At 42.3% G+C, this 18,049-nt stretch carries 12 protein-coding genes, 1 tRNA gene and 4 pseudogenes; 15 read left to right on the top strand and 2 right to left on the bottom strand.

The genetic code is table 11. The annotated features are described in order from the left end of the window. Positions 1-2 precede the first annotated feature (2 nt). Both yihA and N8A86_RS03775 read right to left on the bottom strand, forming a co-directional pair. Entirely contained in the window at positions 3-620 is a 618-nt protein-coding gene (gene yihA, locus N8A86_RS03780; RefSeq protein WP_273567855.1) for a ribosome biogenesis GTP-binding protein YihA/YsxC, read from the bottom strand. A 129-nt stretch (positions 621-749) separates the two neighbouring features. After that, positions 750-1,514, bottom strand: coding sequence for an alpha/beta fold hydrolase (locus tag N8A86_RS03775; RefSeq protein WP_273567854.1), 765 nt, complete (start codon positions 1,512-1,514; stop codon positions 750-752). Between the two features lie 266 nt (positions 1,515-1,780). Here N8A86_RS03775 and mraZ point away from each other — a divergent pair, with 266 nt between their 5' ends. The 15 genes and pseudogenes from mraZ (at position 1,781) to N8A86_RS03700 (ending at position 17,967) form a co-directional block, all read left to right on the top strand. After that, entirely contained in the window at positions 1,781-2,254 is a 474-nt protein-coding gene (mraZ, locus tag N8A86_RS03770) for a division/cell wall cluster transcriptional repressor MraZ (protein WP_273567853.1), read from the top strand. Next, positions 2,223-3,137, top strand: a complete 915-nt coding sequence (rsmH, locus tag N8A86_RS03765) for a 16S rRNA (cytosine(1402)-N(4))-methyltransferase RsmH (RefSeq protein WP_430682194.1) — start codon at positions 2,223-2,225, stop codon at positions 3,135-3,137. The genes mraZ and rsmH overlap by 32 nt, the downstream gene beginning before the upstream one ends. 16 nt (positions 3,138-3,153) lie before the next feature. After that, positions 3,154-3,474, top strand: a complete 321-nt coding sequence (locus N8A86_RS03760) for an FtsL-like putative cell division protein (RefSeq protein WP_273569015.1) — start codon at positions 3,154-3,156, stop codon at positions 3,472-3,474. Beyond that, a complete protein-coding gene (locus tag N8A86_RS03755) occupies positions 3,474-5,480 on the top strand; it encodes a penicillin-binding protein (RefSeq protein ID WP_273567852.1) in 2,007 nt (668 codons plus the stop codon). Before N8A86_RS03760 ends, N8A86_RS03755 begins: the two co-directional genes overlap by 1 nt. Beyond that, positions 5,477-6,939, top strand: a pseudogene (locus tag N8A86_RS03750) (UDP-N-acetylmuramoyl-L-alanyl-D-glutamate--2,6-diaminopimelate ligase). Before N8A86_RS03755 ends, N8A86_RS03750 begins: the two are co-directional and overlap by 4 nt. A 145-nt stretch (positions 6,940-7,084) precedes the next feature. After that, entirely contained in the window at positions 7,085-8,308 is a 1,224-nt protein-coding gene (gene mraY / locus N8A86_RS03745) for a phospho-N-acetylmuramoyl-pentapeptide-transferase (protein ID WP_273567851.1), read from the top strand. A gap of 1 nt (position 8,309) precedes the next feature. After that, a pseudogene (murD, locus tag N8A86_RS03740) lies at positions 8,310-9,643 on the top strand (UDP-N-acetylmuramoyl-L-alanine--D-glutamate ligase). Between the two features lie 2 nt (positions 9,644-9,645). Continuing rightward, positions 9,646-10,845, top strand: coding sequence for an FtsW/RodA/SpoVE family cell cycle protein (locus N8A86_RS03735; RefSeq protein WP_273567850.1), 1,200 nt, complete (start codon positions 9,646-9,648; stop codon positions 10,843-10,845). After that, positions 10,832-11,921, top strand: a pseudogene (murG, locus tag N8A86_RS03730) (undecaprenyldiphospho-muramoylpentapeptide beta-N-acetylglucosaminyltransferase). Before N8A86_RS03735 ends, murG begins: the two are co-directional and overlap by 14 nt. Next, a pseudogene (gene murC, locus N8A86_RS03725) lies at positions 11,921-13,270 on the top strand (UDP-N-acetylmuramate--L-alanine ligase). The pseudogenes murG and murC overlap by 1 nt, the downstream one beginning before the upstream one ends. Continuing rightward, positions 13,260-13,979: a cell division protein FtsQ/DivIB gene (locus N8A86_RS03720; RefSeq protein ID WP_273567849.1), complete on the top strand. Its 720-nt coding sequence runs from the start codon at positions 13,260-13,262 to the stop codon at positions 13,977-13,979. The pseudogene murC and the gene N8A86_RS03720 overlap by 11 nt, the downstream one beginning before the upstream one ends. Positions 13,980-13,988: 9 nt before the next feature. Continuing rightward, positions 13,989-15,317 carry a cell division protein FtsA gene (gene ftsA, locus N8A86_RS03715; protein ID WP_273567848.1) on the top strand — a complete coding sequence of 443 codons (1,329 nt, stop codon included), beginning with the start codon at positions 13,989-13,991 and terminating at the stop codon, positions 15,315-15,317. A gap of 42 nt (positions 15,318-15,359) precedes the next feature. Further along, on the top strand, positions 15,360-17,273 hold the full coding sequence (ftsZ, locus tag N8A86_RS03710) for a cell division protein FtsZ (RefSeq protein WP_273567847.1): 1,914 nt from the start codon (positions 15,360-15,362) through the stop codon (positions 17,271-17,273). 98 nt (positions 17,274-17,371) lie between these two features. Then, positions 17,372-17,821 carry a GatB/YqeY domain-containing protein gene (locus N8A86_RS03705; protein WP_273567846.1) on the top strand — a complete coding sequence of 150 codons (450 nt, stop codon included), beginning with the start codon at positions 17,372-17,374 and terminating at the stop codon, positions 17,819-17,821. A 72-nt stretch (positions 17,822-17,893) separates the two neighbouring features. Next, positions 17,894-17,967 (top strand) — tRNA-Arg (locus tag N8A86_RS03700). Positions 17,968-18,049 lie beyond the last annotated feature (82 nt).

The raw sequence follows: 18,049 nt of genomic DNA, 5'->3' as shown, positions 1-18,049 counted from the left end.
GATTAATTTTTTTGAGCTTCAAAAAATTCATTATTTATTGAATCAATATAGCTCAAAAGTTCATCGCGACCGACTCCCTTCGAAGAGGAGGTAATAAAATAGTGTGGGGCCTCTTCCCAAATCCCACTTAATAATTGCCCGATATAGGCATCGACATTTCTTTCAATAGCCTTTGGTTTCAGCTTGTCCGCCTTGGTAAATATGATGCAAAACGGAATCTGGTTTTCACCCATCCATTCCATAAACTCCAAATCGATTGTTTGCGGCTCGTGTCGAATGTCGACCAAAACAAAACTGCAGACCAGTTGTTGGCGTTGTAAAAAGTAATTGGTAATATATTTTTGAAAAGTCCTTTTATCTTTTTTCGACACTTTGGCGTATCCATAACCCGGTAAATCGACCAAAAACCAATTGCTATTGATCTTAAAATGGTTGATGAGTTGGGTTTTTCCGGGCCGACCCGAAGTCTTGGCCAAACTTTTGCGTTCGGTCAACATATTGATGAGGGAAGACTTCCCCACATTGGAACGACCTATAAAAGCGTATTCCGGCAAAGGTTCGTTCGGGCATTTGGCAACGTCGGAGTTGCTCATCACAAAGTCGGCGGTCTTGATTTTCATCTTAAGGAGTTTTGAAAATAGAATAGGGAAAATAGACTTTTGTTCACTAAACGTTCAGGTAATCATCAGCAAAAAAATTCGCCCATCGTCTAACAGTACTACCTACTGCGACTGCCCACCGCCAACTATCTAAAACCCTCTCTCCTCCAACCAAGCATCGAGAATCGAGTTGAACTCTTGGGGATGCTCCATCATAGGGGCATGGCCACATTTTTCGACCCAAAAAAGATTCGAATCGGGCAGTAATTCATGAAACAGTTCGGCTACATCAGGTGGGGTAACACTGTCATTTTTTCCCCAAATGATACAGGTCGGAGTTCGCATTTTCGGTAAATCTTGTGCCATATTATGCCGTATGGCACTTTTGGCAATGGCAAGCGTCTTGACCAACTTCACGCGGTCGTTGACGGTAGCAAAGACCTCGTCCACTATTTCTTTGGTGGCGACGGCGGGGTCATAGAAAACATTTTGGGCCTTTTGTTTGATAAATTCATAGTCCCCACGTTTTGGATAACCATCGCCCATGGCACTTTCGTATAATCCTGAACTACCCGTAATTACGAGCGCCTTGACCATTTTCGGGTACATTTTGGTATGCAAGAGCCCAATGTGGCCTCCCAAGGAGTTTCCCAAAAGAATGACATCTTTTAGGCCTTTAAATTCTATGAATTTCTTAAGAAACTTGGCGAATTGCTTAACGTTGGTCTTGAGCAAAGGCATATCATAAATCGGTAGCTCAGGTACCAGCACCTTATATCCATTTTTCGGAAAATGATCTGTAACACCGTGAAAGTTGCTCAACCCTCCCATTAGACCATGTAAAATAATTATGGGAGTTCCCTCACCCTTTTCAATATACCTGTATTTGCCTTCGGTAATTATCTTTTCTTCCATTCAGGATACTTCTGGTCTATGGGCGCAAATATAGACATATTCCTTAACATCCAAGCAGATTGAGTAACACCTACAACTGTTTTACAAGTGTTTTTAGGGCTCAAATACGACCTATTGGATTTCAAAAAATAGCGGGTGCTACGTCGTCTTTGGCGCGTGTAAAATGCTCAAAATGATAAATTTTACCAATAAAGTGGTAATTTGTGGTAAAATGTGGTAATAATATTTATATATTTGAGTTATTAAAAGAAAAACCAACCGTTTACGTGATCAATTTTATCGGAACATACGATTGTAAGGCCGATACCAAAGGTAGGGTAATGTTACCTGTTGCCCTAAAAAATCAGATGTCTCCGGTACTTAACAACGGTTTTGTAATCAAACGATCGGTTTTTCAACCCTGTTTGGAGCTCTACCCAATGGAAGAGTGGAATCTGCTCATGCAGAAAATGAACAAGAAGAACCGCTTCAAGAAAAAGAACAACGATTTCATTCGACGTTTTTCCGCTGGGGTCAAAGTCGTCGAGATAGATGCCACCGGAAGATTATTGATACCCAAGAACTTGGTGTCCATTGCGGGCATAAGCAAAGAGGTAGTATTAAGCTCGGCCATCAATATTGTAGAGATATGGGATAAGGATAGCTATGAAAAGGTCTTGGATGAGACCGCCGAAGATTTTGCGGCCCTGGCCGAAGAGGTAATGGGTGATGACGGAGATGATGGCGACGATGTATCATAACCCTGTTCTTTTAAAAGAGTCCGTTGATGGGCTGAATATAAAGGAGGATGGAATTTATGTGGATGTGACCTTCGGTGGCGGAGGCCATTCAAAAGAAATATTGAAACGTCTGGGAAGCGAAGGCAAGTTGATTGCCTTTGATCAAGATGAAGATGCACTTGAAAATACGATCGATGACGATAGGTTCACATTGATCAATGAAAATTTCAGGTACACCACACAATTTTTAAAGTTCTATGGCATTCGGAAAGTAGATGGAATTTTGGCCGATTTCGGGGTCTCGTCGCATCAGTTCAATAAAGCCGAACGTGGATTTTCAACACGCTTCGATGCTGAGCTCGATATGCGCATGAGCAAGAAAAATACAACATCGGCCTATGATGTGGTCAACGCATATGATTATGACAACCTCAGACGGATTCTCTTTGAATATGGTGATTTACGCAATGCGAATGCGATTGCAAAAACGATAATCGCCCAAAGAGAAATAGCAACAATTCTGACAACGGCGCAGTTGAAATCGAGTTTAAAGCCTTTTTTGCCCCAATCGAAAGAGCACAAAATACTGGCGCAGATCTATCAAGCCATCCGTATTGAGGTAAATCAAGAAATCGAGGTCGTCAAGGAGTTTTTAACGCAGACTCCCGAGCTTTTGAACAAAGGCGGCAGACTGAGCATTTTGAGTTACCACTCGCTCGAAGATCGTTTGGTGAAGCGATTTATTCGGGCGGGCCAATTCGAGGGGGAGCCCGAGAAAGATTTTTATGGGAACATTCAGGTTCCCTTTAAAAAAGTAGGGGGATTGATAATTCCATCAAAAGAAGAAATAGCAATGAACAATAGGTCGCGAAGTGCCAAACTCCGAATAGCGGAGCGCATTTAAAATACATGTCAATATGATGAAGAAAGGATTGTTGGACATATTAAAAGGAAAGTTTTTGGTGAGTGGCGACGCACCCAAAAACTGGCTATTTATCATTTTTGCCAGTTTTTTGGCGACCGTAATGATTGGTAGTTCGCATAGCGCTGATAAAAAGGTACATCAGATAGCCACGTTGAACGAAGAGGTCAAAGAGCTTCGAAGTGAATTCGTAGACATTCATAAAGACATTCAAAAATTAAAATTGGAATCCACGATTTCCCAGAATCTGGCCAAGAAGGAATTGTATCCTTCTGAAACTCCTCCTAAAAAAATACGGGTAAAATCCGCTAAAGAATAATGGCCGTAACTAACAAGAAAATATTGACCCGGTTGTATTTCATTGCAGGTTTCCTGTTTTTGTTCGCCTGTGCCGTGCTTTTTAAGCTGGTCAGTATTCAAATCGTGGATGGTGAAAAGTATCGAGACCTGGCCATGGAGCGTACCGAGCGCATGTTTACCATTGCCCCGAATCGCGGTGATCTCTACTCCGATGACGGTAGTCTATTGGCAACCTCGGTTTCACGATATGCCATACGTTTTGATGCGGTCACGGTTAGTGATGAAGATTTTAAGGAAAATGTAAAGCCATTGGCAGACGCCTTGGCAAAATTGTTGGACAAACCTTCGTCACATTACCAACAAGTACTCCGAAAAGCCAAAGAGAACAAAAATCGTTATGCCCTTTTGGCAAGAAACCTCGATTATTCGGATTATATGGCCGTAAAAGATTTTCCATTGTTCGAGAAAGGCCCATATAAAGGGGGATTGATTATCGAACAGAAAACGGTACGTGAACATCCTTTAGGAAAAATCGCGGAACGAAGTATTGGGTATGAACGTCTTAACGAATATGACCGTTATGCGGGTGTAGGCCTCGAGAGGGCTTTCGGTCCTTACCTAAGAGGTACCGAAGGAAAAAGGTTAAAACAAAAAATTGCCAAAGGACAATGGAAGCCTATCGGTTGGGACAATATCGTCGAGCCTAAAGACGGCTATGATGTGTATTCGACTATAGACGTCAATATTCAAGATATCGCACATCATGCATTATTAAAGCAATTGGAACATTACAAGGCCGACCACGGATGCGTCATTGTGATGGAAACCGAGACGGGAGAAGTAAAGGCCATCGCCAATTTAGGAAAAACAAAAGACGGCAAGTACTACGAGCGTTTGAACTATGCTATTGGCGAATCACATGAACCGGGCTCGACATTCAAATTAATGAACTTGGTAACCGCCTTGGAAGATAAAGTAATCGACACCAGTACGGTCATCGATACCGAAAAAGGATATTGGAAAATCTATAGGCATAGGGTAAAAGATGCCAAAAACGGGGGTTACGGGAAAATCTCTATGGGTAAGGCATTTGAAGTTTCCTCGAATACGGCCTTTGCAAGAATGATTCACAACGGCTATAAGGAGAAACCCGCCAAATATGTAAACGGACTTATGAAGATGGGGCTTCATAAAGAATTGGGTCTTCCGATTAAGGGTGAAGGCATTCCGGTAATAAGATTCCCTGGCGATAAGGGCTGGTCAGGTCTTTCGTTGGCACAGATGGCCTATGGATATGAAGTTTCTTTAACTCCATTGCAGACGTTAACATTTTACAATGCCATCGCCAACGATGGTGAAATGGTAAAACCGAGATTGATCAAAGAGGTCAAAGAAATGAACCGTACGGTCAAGACATTTGATAAGGAAGTTATCAATCCCGCGATCTGCTCGAAAGAAACTATTGGAAAAGTAAAACAGTTATTGAAAAATATAGTGGAGAAAAAGCATGGTACAGGTCACCGTCTCTATTCCCCTAATTTTTCAATGGCCGGAAAAACAGGGACGACCCAAAAGAACTATGTCGCCAAAGACCCTGATAAACTCAAGTATATCTCAAGTTTCGCTGGGTATTTTCCTGCAGAAAACCCCAAATACTCCTGTATTGTGGTTATTCACGAACCTGATCGGAGTGTGGGCTATTATGGGGCCGACGTATCGGGACCGGTCTTCAAATCAATAGCGCAAAAGATTTATGCGAATAATCCCTTGATTGATGAGGTCGAGATGAAAATCGCCGAGGGTGCCCAATTAGAAGGTTCACATCAAAAGTATTACCTCGAGGCCCAAAAGAAATATAATAAAGTACCCAATGTACAAGGTATGAGCGGCATGGATGCCGTATCGATTCTAGAAAATCTGGGTTTAAAGGTCGAAATCAAAGGCAATGGAAGCGTTAAAAAGCAGTCCGTATCACAGGGAACTGATATTAATAAGGTAGAAAAAATAGTCTTGGAACTTTCATGAAGCTACTCAAAGACATATTATATGGTGTGGGCCTGACCGCTGTTAGCGGATCTACCAGTGTCATGGTCAATACGGTTTGTTTCGATTCCCGTAAAGTGGGAATGGACGATGTCTTTGTAGCCATCAAGGGAACTATAACCGACGGCCATCAGTATATCGAAAAAGCGATCAATCAGGGCGCCAAGGCGATTATCTGTGAAGAACTCCCTGAGCAGATGGTCAATGGAATAACCTATGCAGAAGTGGATAATGGCAACAAGGCGTTGGCTATTATGGCTTCCAATTTTTATGACAATCCTTCGAAAAATTTAAGGCTAGTTGGCGTTACAGGCACGAACGGAAAGACCACGATTAGCAGTCTTTTGTATCAATTATTCAAAAAGGCGGGATTCAAAGTGGGACTCATATCCACCATAAAAATCATGGTCGATGATGCCGAGTATTCGACGAGCCACACCACTCCAGATGCATTGACCATCAATAGCCATTTAAACTTGATGAACGAGGCCGGAGTCGAATTTTGTTTCATGGAGGTGAGTTCACATGGCATACACCAAAAGCGAACCGAAGGATTGGTTTTTGAAGGTGCAATCTTCACCAATCTATCACATGATCATCTTGACTATCATAAGACTTTCGCAGAATACCGCGATACCAAGAAAATACTTTTTGATAATCTCCCCAAAAAGGCCTTTGCCCTTACCAACATCGATGATAAAAATGGGTTGGTCATGCTACAGAACACCAAGGCGCGAAAATTCACGTATGCCTTGAAGACATTTGCGGATTATAGAGCCCAAATTCTGGAGAATCAATTCGATGGGCAACTGCTCAAAATCGATGATAACGAATTATGGACCAAGCTCATTGGTCATTTTAATGCCTATAACATATTGGCCATTTACGCCACTGCAGATTTATTAGGATTAGAGAAACTAGAAACCCTTCGTATTTTGAGCGAACTCGAAAATGTCGACGGCAGGTTTCAATATTATATATCAAGGGAAAGAATTACAGCGATAGTAGATTATGCCCATACACCGGATGCGCTAAAAAACGTGCTTGATACTATCAACACGTTGAGAACTGGAAATGAAAACGTCATCACCGTTGTGGGGTGTGGTGGCGATAGAGACAGGTCTAAGCGTCCGGTTATGGGTCATATCGCTTCAGAAATGAGCAATACCGCGATTTTTACTTCCGATAATCCGCGGTCAGAGTCGCCCAATGCCATTATCGGAGAAATGGAGGCCGGTGTGGAGCCCCAGAACGCAAAAAAATTTTGTCCATAGAAAATCGTGAACAGGCCATTAAAACCGCGTGCCAACTGGCGGTATCGAACGATATCATACTAGTTGCGGGCAAGGGTCATGAAACGTATCAAGAGACCAATGGCAAGCGAATCGATTTTGACGATTTCGAAATTGTGAAGGATGTATTGAAGCAATTGAATAAATAGTCGATCTGGGTGCTTAGCAGAGAAGAGGTACACGTCAACAGTAGAAACGATAAAAGAAAGTAAAGCCATAACGAACAATACAGGTCAATTGCCAAGGAACTCATTTTGAGTTTGAATTTGACACTTGAACTTGAACTTTAAAAGAATGCTGTATTATCTGTTTGAATATTTGGAAAATGAGTATCAGGTGCCGGGGGCAGGGTTGTTCCAGTTTCTTACGTTCAGGGCCGCCATGGCCATATTACTTTCCTTGGTCATTGCCACTGCTTATGGTAAGCGGGTAATCTTGTTTCTACAACGCAAACAAATAGGAGAAACCATTCGAGATCTAGGTTTGGCCGGGCAGAAACAAAAGGCAGGAACCCCGACCATGGGGGGTCTGATTATTATCATGTCGACGTTGATTCCCGTTTTATTATTTGCCAGATGGCTTGATAATATCTACGTAATACTCCTTATAGTAACAACTATCTGGATGGGTATAATTGGCTTTGCGGATGATTATATCAAAATTTTTAAGAAGGATAAAAAAGGACTTAAAGGAAGATTCAAGGTTATGGGACAGGTCGTTTTAGGGCTTGGGGTTGGTGCCACGCTGTACTTCCACCCTGAAGTGACCATGAAAGATTCAGATAGTACCATGATTACGGAGCAGTATACTGTGGAACCGGTTCAAGGTAAGGAAATCAAATCCACAATGACTACAGTGCCATTTTTTAAGAACAACGAATTTGACTACTCCGGCTTGATATCATGGGCCGGAGAAGGACTGGAGAAATATGCTTGGATGATTTTTATCCCCATTGTAATTTTCATTGTGACCGCGGTTTCCAACGGTGCGAACCTGACCGATGGTATCGACGGGCTTGCAGGTGGTACATCCGCAATAATAGTTTTAACCTTGGGAATTTTCGCATGGGTCTCGGGTAATACGATCGTTTCCGAATATTTGAACATCATGTACATACCGAGGGCAGGGGAGTTGCTGGTTTTCATAACTGCCTTTGCAGGAGCCTTGGTCGGATTTCTATGGTACAACGCCTATCCCGCTCAGGTTTTTATGGGTGATACAGGTAGCCTGACAATTGGTGGCGTAATCGCTGTAATTGCCATAATTGTACGCAAAGAATTGCTTATACCGCTGTTGTGTGGGGTTTTCTTCGCCGAATCGCTATCCGTAATGGCACAGGTCGGTTATTTCAAATACACAAAAAAAAGATTGGGCGAGGGTAAGCGCATTTTTTTGATGGCACCCTTGCACCATCATTATCAAAAGAAAGGGTATCACGAGAGTAAGATCGTAACCCGATTCTGGATTATAGGAATCTTACTGGCCATTTTAACCTTTGTGACCTTAAAAATCAGATAAGATGAAAAGGCTAGTAGTCTTGGGAGCGGGCGAAAGCGGCGTAGGCACGGCTATCTTGGGGAAACAAAAAGGATTTGAAGTTTTTGTTTCCGATAAAGGAAAAATAAAAAAAAGTACAAAGACGTTCTTGAACATTTTGGAATTGATTGGGAAGAAGAGAAGCATACCGAGGATAAAATTCTGAATGCCGATGTGGCCATGAAGAGTCCGGGGATACCTGATAAAGTGGCTTTGGTGATGAAATTGACCGGAAAAGGTATTCCGGTGATTTCGGAGATAGAGTTCGCCTCACGCTATACCGATGCAAAAATCATTGGTATCACGGGAAGCAATGGTAAGACAACGACCACAATGCTCACAAACCATATTATAAGCGAAGGAAACCGTAATGTCGGAATGGCCGGAAACATCGGTGACAGTTTTGCGAAGATGGTAGCGGAGTACAACTTTGAGTATTATGTGCTGGAGATCAGCAGCTTTCAATTGGACGGAATTACGGATTTCAAACCTCATATCGCCATTTTGACCAATATCACGCCGGATCATTTAAACCGGTATGATTACAAGTTTGAAAATTATATCGCCTCAAAATTCCGGATTGCCGAAAACCAGACCGAAGAAGATTTCTTCATCTACGATGCAGATGACGAGGTCATTGTAGACTGGTTGAAAGTCCATCCCGTCAAATCCAAAGCATTGCCTTTTTCACTTCAAAATGAATTGGAAGAAGGAGCATACATCAAGAACAATAGAATAAGAATAACGACAACTAATAATACCATTGAAATGACGACAGACGCACTAGCATTGGAAGGCCAACATAATTTAAAAAATACCATGGCAGCGGCTATGGTGGCGAAACTTATCGGTATCAGAAAGGAGACGATTCGTCAAAGTATCGAGAATTTTCAAGGCGCGCCACATCGACTAGAAAAAGTGCTGAAGATTCAACATGTGCAATACATCAACGATTCCAAGGCGACCAATGTCAATTCAGTGTTCTATGCGCTGGACAGTGTCAAAACACCAATTGTTTGGATTGTAGGCGGTGTCGATAAAGGAAATGATTATAAGGAATTGATGCCGTTGGTTCGTGAAAAGGTCAAGGCCATTATTTGCTTGGGTGAGGATAATTCTAAAATAAAGGACTTTTTTGGCAACGTGGTCGATTTGATGGTGGAGACTTTCGCCATGGAAGAGGCCGTGAAGGTTGCCTATAAAATTGCGCAAAGAGGCGACACCGTATTGCTTTCGCCCGCTTGTGCCAGTTTTGACCTTTTTGAAAATTACGAGGATAGGGGAGATCAATTTAAGGAAGCAATAAAAAACCTATAAGAGTGGGTGATGTTTTTAAAAATATAAAAGGAGATAAAGCACTTTGGGCCGTAGTAGCGCTCTTGGGGCTCTTCTCATTTTTGCCTGTATATAGCGCCAGTAGCAACCTGGTCTACGTGGTCGGGAGTGGCACGCCTATGGGCTGGTTGGTAAAACATGCAGTGCTTCTGCTCTTGGGATTCGGAATTATTTATGGCGTACATCGCATTCCGACCCATTTTTTTAAAGGGCTTTCGTTGATTGCCATGCCGATCGTAATTGTGCTTTTGGCATTGACATTGGCACAGGGCACCACTATGGAAGGGGCCAATGCAAGTCGTTGGATCCAACTACCGTTTATTGGGATCAAGTTTCAAGCGTCCACGTTGGCGGCTGTGGTCTTGATGATTTATGTTGCACGATATCTTACCAAAATCAAGGATAAGACCGTGAGGTTTCAAGAAAGTATTTTGCCCTTATGGATTCCTGTTTTTTTGACGGTGATACTGATTTTACCGGCCAATTTTTCCACAGCGGCCATTATTTTTTCGATGGTTTTACTATTATGCTTTATCGGCGGATATCCTATAAAATATTTAATGGGAATCGTGGGGACCGGAATCTTGTGCCTTACACTATTCATTCTAGTGGCAAAAGCCTTTCCTGATATGTTTCCCAACCGTGTCGATACATGGACGAGCAGGATAGAAAGTTTTTGGAGTCCGGGAGACTCCGAGGCGGACTACCAAATAGAGAGGGCAAAGATTGCCATTGCTACTGGAGGTATTGTTGGGAAAGGAGCTGGAAAAAGTATTCAAAAGAATTTCCTTCCGCAGAGTTCTTCCGATTTTATTTATGCCATAATTGTCGAGGAATACGGACTGGTCGGAGGTTTTGGTCTGATGTTGTTCTATCTATTTCTCTTATTTAGAATAGTTGTAATAGCTAATGGTGCGACCACCACTTTTGGAAAATTATTGGCTTTGGGTGTAGGGCTTCCTATAATTTTTCAGGCCTTGATCAACATGGCAGTGGCGGTAGAACTATTTCCCGTGACTGGGCAGAATCTGCCATTGATCAGTAGTGGTGGAACATCGGGTTGGATGACCTGTTTGGCCATTGGTATCATATTAAGTGTAAGCAATAAAAATCTAGCGACCGAAAAAGAGACGGTCGATATAAATAGTACGAACCCTTTAGAGGTCTTGAGTGGGCAATTATAGGTTCATACTTTCTGGTGGCGGTACGGGCGGCCATATTTATCCCGCAATCGCCATCGCCAATGAATTGAAAAAGAAGATATCCAAACGCTGAATTTTTATTCGTCGGTGCCAAGGATCGAATGGAAATGGAAAAAGTACCACAAGCAGGGTACGAAATAGAAGGATTATGGATTACAGGGTTGCAACGGAAACTAACCCTTAGAAATTTGATGTTTCCCTTTAAATTGATAAGTAGTTTGTTGAAGTCTGGTAAAATAGTATCCCGATTTAAGCCCGATGCCGTAGTAGGTACCGGCGGGTTTGCAAGTGGTCCATTGCTGAAAGTGGCCAGTGGCAGGGGAATACCTTGTGTATTGCAAGAACAGAATTCTTTTGCCGGAATTACCAACAAACTGTTGAAAGATAAGGTCGCCAAAATCTGTGTTGCCTATGACGGAATGGAAGAATTCTTTCCGAAGGAAAAAATAGTAAAGACCGGAAACCCCGTACGTGGTGATCTGGTAGAAATACAAAAAAATAAAAATGAGGCTTTAGAATTCTTTGGATTAGAAGTCAATAAACCGACCCTTTTGATTTTGGGTGGCAGCCTAGGGGCAAGACGCATCAATCAACTGGTAGAATCGAAACTTGATTTTTTCAGGGCGAACGACCTTCAGATTATATGGCAATGTGGAAAACTGTATTTCGAGGAATACAAAGAATACACCTCCGATACAATTAAGGTTTTTGATTTTTTGAATCGCATGGACCTGACCTATACGGCAGCTGACATAATCATTTCTAGAGCTGGGGCAGGATCGGTCTCGGAACTCTGTATTGTAGGTAAGCCTGTCATTTTCATTCCTTCACCGAACGTGGCTGAAGACCATCAGACCAAAAATGCCGAGGCACTGGTCGATGAAGATGCGGCTATCTTGTTAAGGGAAAAAGATTTGGATTCCGAATTTGAATCGGTTTTTTCATTATTGGTCCAATCAAAAGATAAGCAGGATCGTCTTAGTGCGAACATCAAAAAATTAGCATTGCCCGACGCCACAAAGCATATTGTGGACGAAATAGAAAAACTATTGGACTAGTGGATCTTAAAAAAATACATAACGTCTACTTCATCGGCATCGGAGGCATCGGCATGTCCGCCCTGGCACGTTATTTTAAGTTCATCGATAAAAATGTTGCAGGATATGACAAGACCGAAACTCCTTTGACACAGGAATTGAGTGAACTCGGAATTGAAATCCATTACGAAGACCATGTGAATTCAATTCCTGAAAAATTTACAGAAAAAGATACCACTTTAATCGTGTACACCCCTGCGGTACCTTCCGAACATTCAGAATATCAATATTTTTTGGATAGAGGTTTTGACGTTAAAAAACGCTCTGAGGTTTTGGGACTGATTACGAAAGACACTTTTTGTTTTGCGGTCGCAGGCACACATGGCAAAACGACGACTTCGAGTATTTTGGCCCACTTGCTCAAAGAGACGGGCACGCCGTTCACTGCTTTTTTAGGAGGGATATCGGAAGACTTCAACAGCAACTTCTTTTTCCGGAACGGATTATTCAGTGGTCGAGGCCGATGAGTTCGATCGTTCCTTTTTAAGATTGTTCCCCGATGTAGCTTGTGTGACCTCGATGGATGCGGATCATTTGGACATTTACGGAAACCACGACGAACTTAAAAAATCGTTCGAAGAATTCGTTGCCCGTATTGCTTCAGACGGGAAATTATTCATAAGGAAAGGACTCCCCTTAAAGGGAATCACATATGGCATAGAAGACGATTCTGATTATTGTATCAGAAACTTGAAAATAGAACATGGCTCCTACATATTTGACTTGACGACTCCCGAAGCTACCCTATCGGGAGTCAAATTCAACAAACCCGGACGGCATAATCTGCTCAACGGATTGGTCGCTTTTGCCATGGCGGTGCAAACAGGGTCTCCCCAGTCTCGTCTAGCGAAAGCTATGGAAACTTTTAAGGGCGTACAACGCCGGTTCTCGTACAAGATAAAAAAAGATGATTTTGTCTTCATCGATGATTATGCGCATCATCCGACTGAGATTAATGCAGTTTACGATGCAATTTGTGAAATGCATCCGGGCAAAAAAGTACTGGCTATTTTTCAACCCCATTTATTTTCGAGAACAAGGGATTTCGGCGATGCCTTTGCAGAAAGCTTGTCGAAATTCGATAGCATCGTGTTGTTGGATATCTATCCCGCTAGGAAAAACCAATGGAAGGAATCAGTTCACAATGGTTGCTCGAAAAAATAGAAAATTCCAATAAAAAAAGAATCGATAAATCCGAGTTGATTCAAGAAATAAAAAATCAAGATCCTGAAGTATTGGTGACCATGGGTGCCGGCGATATCGGGTTAGAAGTATCAAGAATTAAAAAAGAATTGAATTATGCGCATTAATTGGAACTATATAAAGACAATAGCTCTTTTACTTGTTATTTCCGGACTGTTTGCATTCTCGAACGAACGAAGTAAAAAGAAGACCGTAAAGGGTTTGAACATACAATTCGTTGGGGATCAGAACCTTTACATAACAGAGGGTATGGTTAATAAATTGTTAATACAAAATTATGGCGACCTCACAAATGTGCCCAAAGAAAAATTAGTTTTGAATACTATAGAAGAGGTCATTGAGACCAATGACATGGTGAAAAATGCCCAAGTGTATCTTACTGTAAATGGGGAGCTTACGTCAAAAATCGTACAGCGAAGGCCAATCGGGAGAATAGAGGGGAATACAAAATTTTATCTTGATGATGAAGGAAAACGCATGCCGTTGTCCATGAGTCACTCCGCAAGAGTGCCCATCATCACAGGGAAAATTACGGGCCAAAGTTTGGAGGATGTCTATAAGATTCTGGAATATATTAACACAGATGATTTCCTTCGAAAAAATGTCATAGGCATACATGTAGAGGAGGAGGAAAAGTATCAGCTCAAGTTCAGAATGGAAGAATTTGTAGTAAATCTGGGCGGGGTCGATAATCTTGAAGAGAAATTTAAAAATTTCAAGGCCTTTTATGCAAAGGCGAACAAAGATAAGACCCTAGAAGACTTTGCAATCGTGAGTCTTGAGTTCAATAATCAAGTAGTGTGCACCAAAATTTAAATCAATCAAATGGAACAAGGTAATTATTCAGTCGGGCTGGACATTGGAACCACCAAAATCGTTGCCATAATCGGTAAGGAAAACGAATACGGAAAAATCGAGGTCTTGGGCATCGGAAGATCCAAAAGCCTTGGGGTACATCGAGGTGTCGTTAACAATATTACCCAGACCATTAAATCGATTCAACAGGCGGTCGAGGAGGCCGAAGCGAATTCAGGTCTTAAAATCGGCTCCGTGGTCGTCGGTATTGCAGGTCAGCATATTCGAAGTCTCCAACACAGCGACTACATTACACGTCCAGATTCGGAGGAGGTTATTAACGAGGACGACCTTGACAAATTAGTGAACCAGGTGTACAAGCTGGTTATGCTTCCCGGAGAGGAAATTATCCACGTGCTTCCACAAGAATATAAAGTTGATGGGCAGGCAGAAATAAAACAGCCCATTGGAATGTACGGCGGTCGTCTTGAGGCGAATTTTCACGTAGTGGTCGGTCAAGTCTCCTCCATTAAGAATGTGGGGCGATGCATCAAGAGCGCTGGCCTTAATTTAGGGAATATTACTTTGGAACCTTTGGCATCATCCGAAGCGGTTTTGAGTCAAGAAGAAAAAGAGGCGGGTGTTGCCCTGATCGATATTGGTGGCGGTACCACGGATCTTGCCATTTTCAAAGACGGAATTATTCGCCACACGGCGGTAATACCTTTTGGTGGCGGTGTAATTACCGAAGATATTAAGGAAGGCTGTTCTATCATTGAAAAGCAAGCTGAACTATTAAAAATGAAGTTTGGCTCGGCTTGGCCCGGTGAGAACAAAGACAATGAGATTGTTTCTATTCCTGGTTTACGCGGTAGGGAACCCAAGGAGATTACGTTAAAAAACCTTTCCAAAATCATTCACGCCCGCGTGGTGGAAATCATAGAACAGGTCTATGTCGAGATAAAAAACTACGGGCACGAAGAACAAAAAAAGAAATTGATTGCAGGTATTGTGCTTACGGGAGGTGGAAGTCAGCTAAAACACCTTAAACAATTGGTGGAGTATATCACAGGCATGGACACTCGAATTGGATATCCTAACGAACACTTGGCAGGCGATTCCGATGAAGAAGTGGCAAGTCCGTTGTATGCCACCGCTGTTGGCCTGTTGATGAATGCGGTCAAGAACGATGAAAAGGGGGCAACAAATCCTAAACAACCGCAAGAGCCCGAACATGAGATGGCGTATGCGGGTCATGACGAAGAAATGGCTTCATCAAACGGACCAAGAAAAGAACGAAAATCGGTTTTTGACAAGTGGTCTGAAAAATTGAAGGACTTTTTGGACAACGCGGAGTAAGCATTGAATACGAATAAAACTATAACCAGTAATATAAATACTATGAGCAACGAAACGGAATTTGAAGGAATAGCTTTTGATCTTCCCAAGAACCAAAGCAATGTTATTAAAGTCATCGGTGTAGGCGGTGGCGGAAGCAATGCTATCAACCACATGTTCCAGGCCGGAATCAATGGGGTCGATTTTGTGATCTTGAACACAGATCAGCAGGCACTCACGAATAGCACGGTGCCCAATAAAATTCAATTGGGGGTTTCATTGACCGAAGGTCTTGGGGCGGGTGCGAATCCTGAAGTTGGGGAACAGGCGGCCATTGAAAGCATGGAAGACATCAAAGGTATGTTGGACCATACCACGAAAATGGTCTTTATAACCGCCGGTATGGGTGGGGGAACAGGTACTGGTGCTGCTCCCGTAATTGCCAAACAGGCTAAAGAAATGGATATTCTTACTGTTGGTATCGTAACCATGCCGTTTCAGTTCGAGGGTAAAATGCGTTGCCAACAAGCACAACTCGGAATTGAAAAGCTACGTAACAATGTTGACTCGCTCATAGTCATCAATAACAATAAATTAAGGGAAGTTTATGGAAATTTAGGCTTCAAAGCAGGTTTTTCAAAAGCGGACGAAGTTCTGGCTACCGCGGCTCGTGGTATTGCCGAAGTAATTACACATCACTACACGCAGAACATCGATTTGCGCGATGCCAAGACGGTACTTTCCAATAGTGGTACGGCTATAATGGGCTCTGCCATAGCTTCAGGTTCGGCAAGGGCCAATGAGGCCATTATGAAGGCGCTGGATTCCCCGTTGTTGAACGATAACAAGATTACAGGCGCTAAAAATGTCTTATTATTGATTGTTTCCGGCTCGTCTGAAATTACCATAGATGAAATCGGTGAGATTAACGATCATATTCAAATTGAGGCCGGTCATGGTGCCAATATCATAATGGGTGTAGGTGAGGACGAGGAATTAGGCGATGCGATTGCGGTTACAGTTATTGCCACCGGTTTTAATATCGATCAGCAAGATGATATTGTAAATACGGAGTCCAAAAAAATCATTCATACCTTGGAGGATGAACAAAGGGCGGTACAAAACCTGACCTCACAAAATATTGTTCATCACCTTGAAGCCGAAGAAGTTTTTGACGAGCCTATTCTTAAAAATGTTCTGGAAGAGGAAATGGAATTGATTCCGACAACGAACTACATAAAAAACTTCAATGTTTTCTATGAAGAGGTTATTGCAGAAAATATTTCTGAGGATGATTTTGTAATTATCGAATCAAAAGATGAAGTCGAGCACATCGATGTGGTCGATCCACAAGAACTTTCTGCAAAAGAGGAAGAAGAGGATCAGTTCGCGATGAGCTTCGACATGCCTCTATCAAGCTCGGAAGATGACGAGGAATCCAAAGACAATATCATCACCTTCAGTCTAGACGAAGAAGTAATGGAAATCGATGTAACGGATCATATTGAGGTTATTCCTGTTTTGGAGTATAATAAAGAGGGTGAGACCCGTTACAGTCTGGATGACTATATGGAGTTGGAAAACAGTCTTACCGGGGCCAAATCAAAGGCTGAAGAATTCGAGCCGAAAATAGTAGAGGATGAGTTGGTCTTTGAAAGAAAGGTAATCGAGGTTGAGAAGGAGGAAGTTGTTTCCGAATCAAAGGAAATAGACCCGATGGACACCCCTTTAGAAGTTTTGTTAAAAGAAAGAGCGGATGAACGTCGAAAAAAGCTGAAAGATTTTAACTATAAGTTCCATAACAATGCGAACAATATCGATGAAATCGAAAAGGAGCCGGCCTACAAGAGACAGGGTGTAAATTTGAATGAGACCCCAAGGGAAAATAAGGTATCACGAACTACCCTAGGCGAAGATAGCAATGGTGAGGTTCAGTTGCGATCTAATAATTCATTCTTGAACGACAATGTAGATTAAACGTATTCAAGATACGTTTACCCAATACTATTAAACCCGAAAATTGAGTATCATTTTCGGGTTTATTTTTTATCTTCGCAGTCCAAAATTATCCAAAGATGAGCTTACAACAGCAAGTGATGGAACAGATGAAAGTAGCTATGAAGGCCAAGGACAAAGTTGCCCTAGAATCACTCAGAGCTATCAAGTCCGCATTGTTGTTGGCACGGACCGAAAAAGGTTCTGGAACAGAGATGAGTGGAGATGATGAGATTAAGTTGGTACAGCGATTGGTAAAGCAGCGAAAAGATAGTGCTGCTATTTTTGCCGATCAAGGTAGGGTAGATTTGGCGGAACCCGAATTGGCGCAAATCGCGATCATCGAAAAATTTCTACCGGAACAATTGAGCGAAGATGAAATCGAAAAAGTTGTCGTTCGTACCATCAAAGCAATAGGTGCTGAGGGAATGAAGGATATGGGTAAAGTTATGGGCATGGTCTCCAAAGAATTGGCAGGCCAGGCCGATGGGAAGACGATCTCGAATATTGTAAAGAGTAAATTGAACTAGTGGCAGTAGGCAGTACCAGTTGGCAGTAATTTCCCTAACTGTATACTGCTACTGCCCACTGAATACTAAAATGGCCGCGTGGCGCAACTGAATAGCGCATCAGATTTCGGCTCTGAGGGTTGGGGGTTTGAATCCCTCCGCGGTCACAAAAAAGGTCTTGCAAAGCAAGACCTTTTTTAATTTTTCATAGCTTGTTTAACTTAAAGTACTACATAGCGAGGCGGGTGA

The organism is Maribacter halichondriae, from assembly GCF_027474825.1.
Taxonomy (GTDB): Bacteria; Bacteroidota; Bacteroidia; order Flavobacteriales; family Flavobacteriaceae; genus Meishania; species Meishania halichondriae.
Note: the sequence above shows the minus strand (reverse complement) of the source record. Positions and strands in the feature narration are given on the sequence as shown.

What these genes read in the sequence shown, in the direction of transcription:
- N8A86_RS03720 (WP_273567849.1), top strand. Translation starts at nt 13,260, where the DNA reads ATGCGCATTAATTGGAACTATATAAAGACAATAGCTCTTTTACTTGTT.
- yihA (WP_273567855.1), bottom strand. Translation starts at nt 620, where the DNA reads ATGAAAATCAAGACCGCCGACTTTGTGATGAGCAACTCCGACGTTGCC.
- N8A86_RS03775 (WP_273567854.1), bottom strand. Translation starts at nt 1,514, where the DNA reads ATGGAAGAAAAGATAATTACCGAAGGCAAATACAGGTATATTGAAAAG.
- ftsZ (WP_273567847.1), top strand. Translation starts at nt 15,360, where the DNA reads ATGAGCAACGAAACGGAATTTGAAGGAATAGCTTTTGATCTTCCCAAG.
- N8A86_RS03755 (WP_273567852.1), top strand. Translation starts at nt 3,474, where the DNA reads ATGGCCGTAACTAACAAGAAAATATTGACCCGGTTGTATTTCATTGCA.
- mraY (WP_273567851.1), top strand. Translation starts at nt 7,085, where the DNA reads ATGCTGTATTATCTGTTTGAATATTTGGAAAATGAGTATCAGGTGCCG.
- N8A86_RS03705 (WP_273567846.1), top strand. Translation starts at nt 17,372, where the DNA reads ATGAGCTTACAACAGCAAGTGATGGAACAGATGAAAGTAGCTATGAAG.
- rsmH (WP_430682194.1), top strand. Translation starts at nt 2,223, where the DNA reads ATGACGGAGATGATGGCGACGATGTATCATAACCCTGTTCTTTTAAAA.
- N8A86_RS03760 (WP_273569015.1), top strand. Translation starts at nt 3,154, where the DNA reads ATGAAGAAAGGATTGTTGGACATATTAAAAGGAAAGTTTTTGGTGAGT.
- ftsA (WP_273567848.1), top strand. Translation starts at nt 13,989, where the DNA reads ATGGAACAAGGTAATTATTCAGTCGGGCTGGACATTGGAACCACCAAA.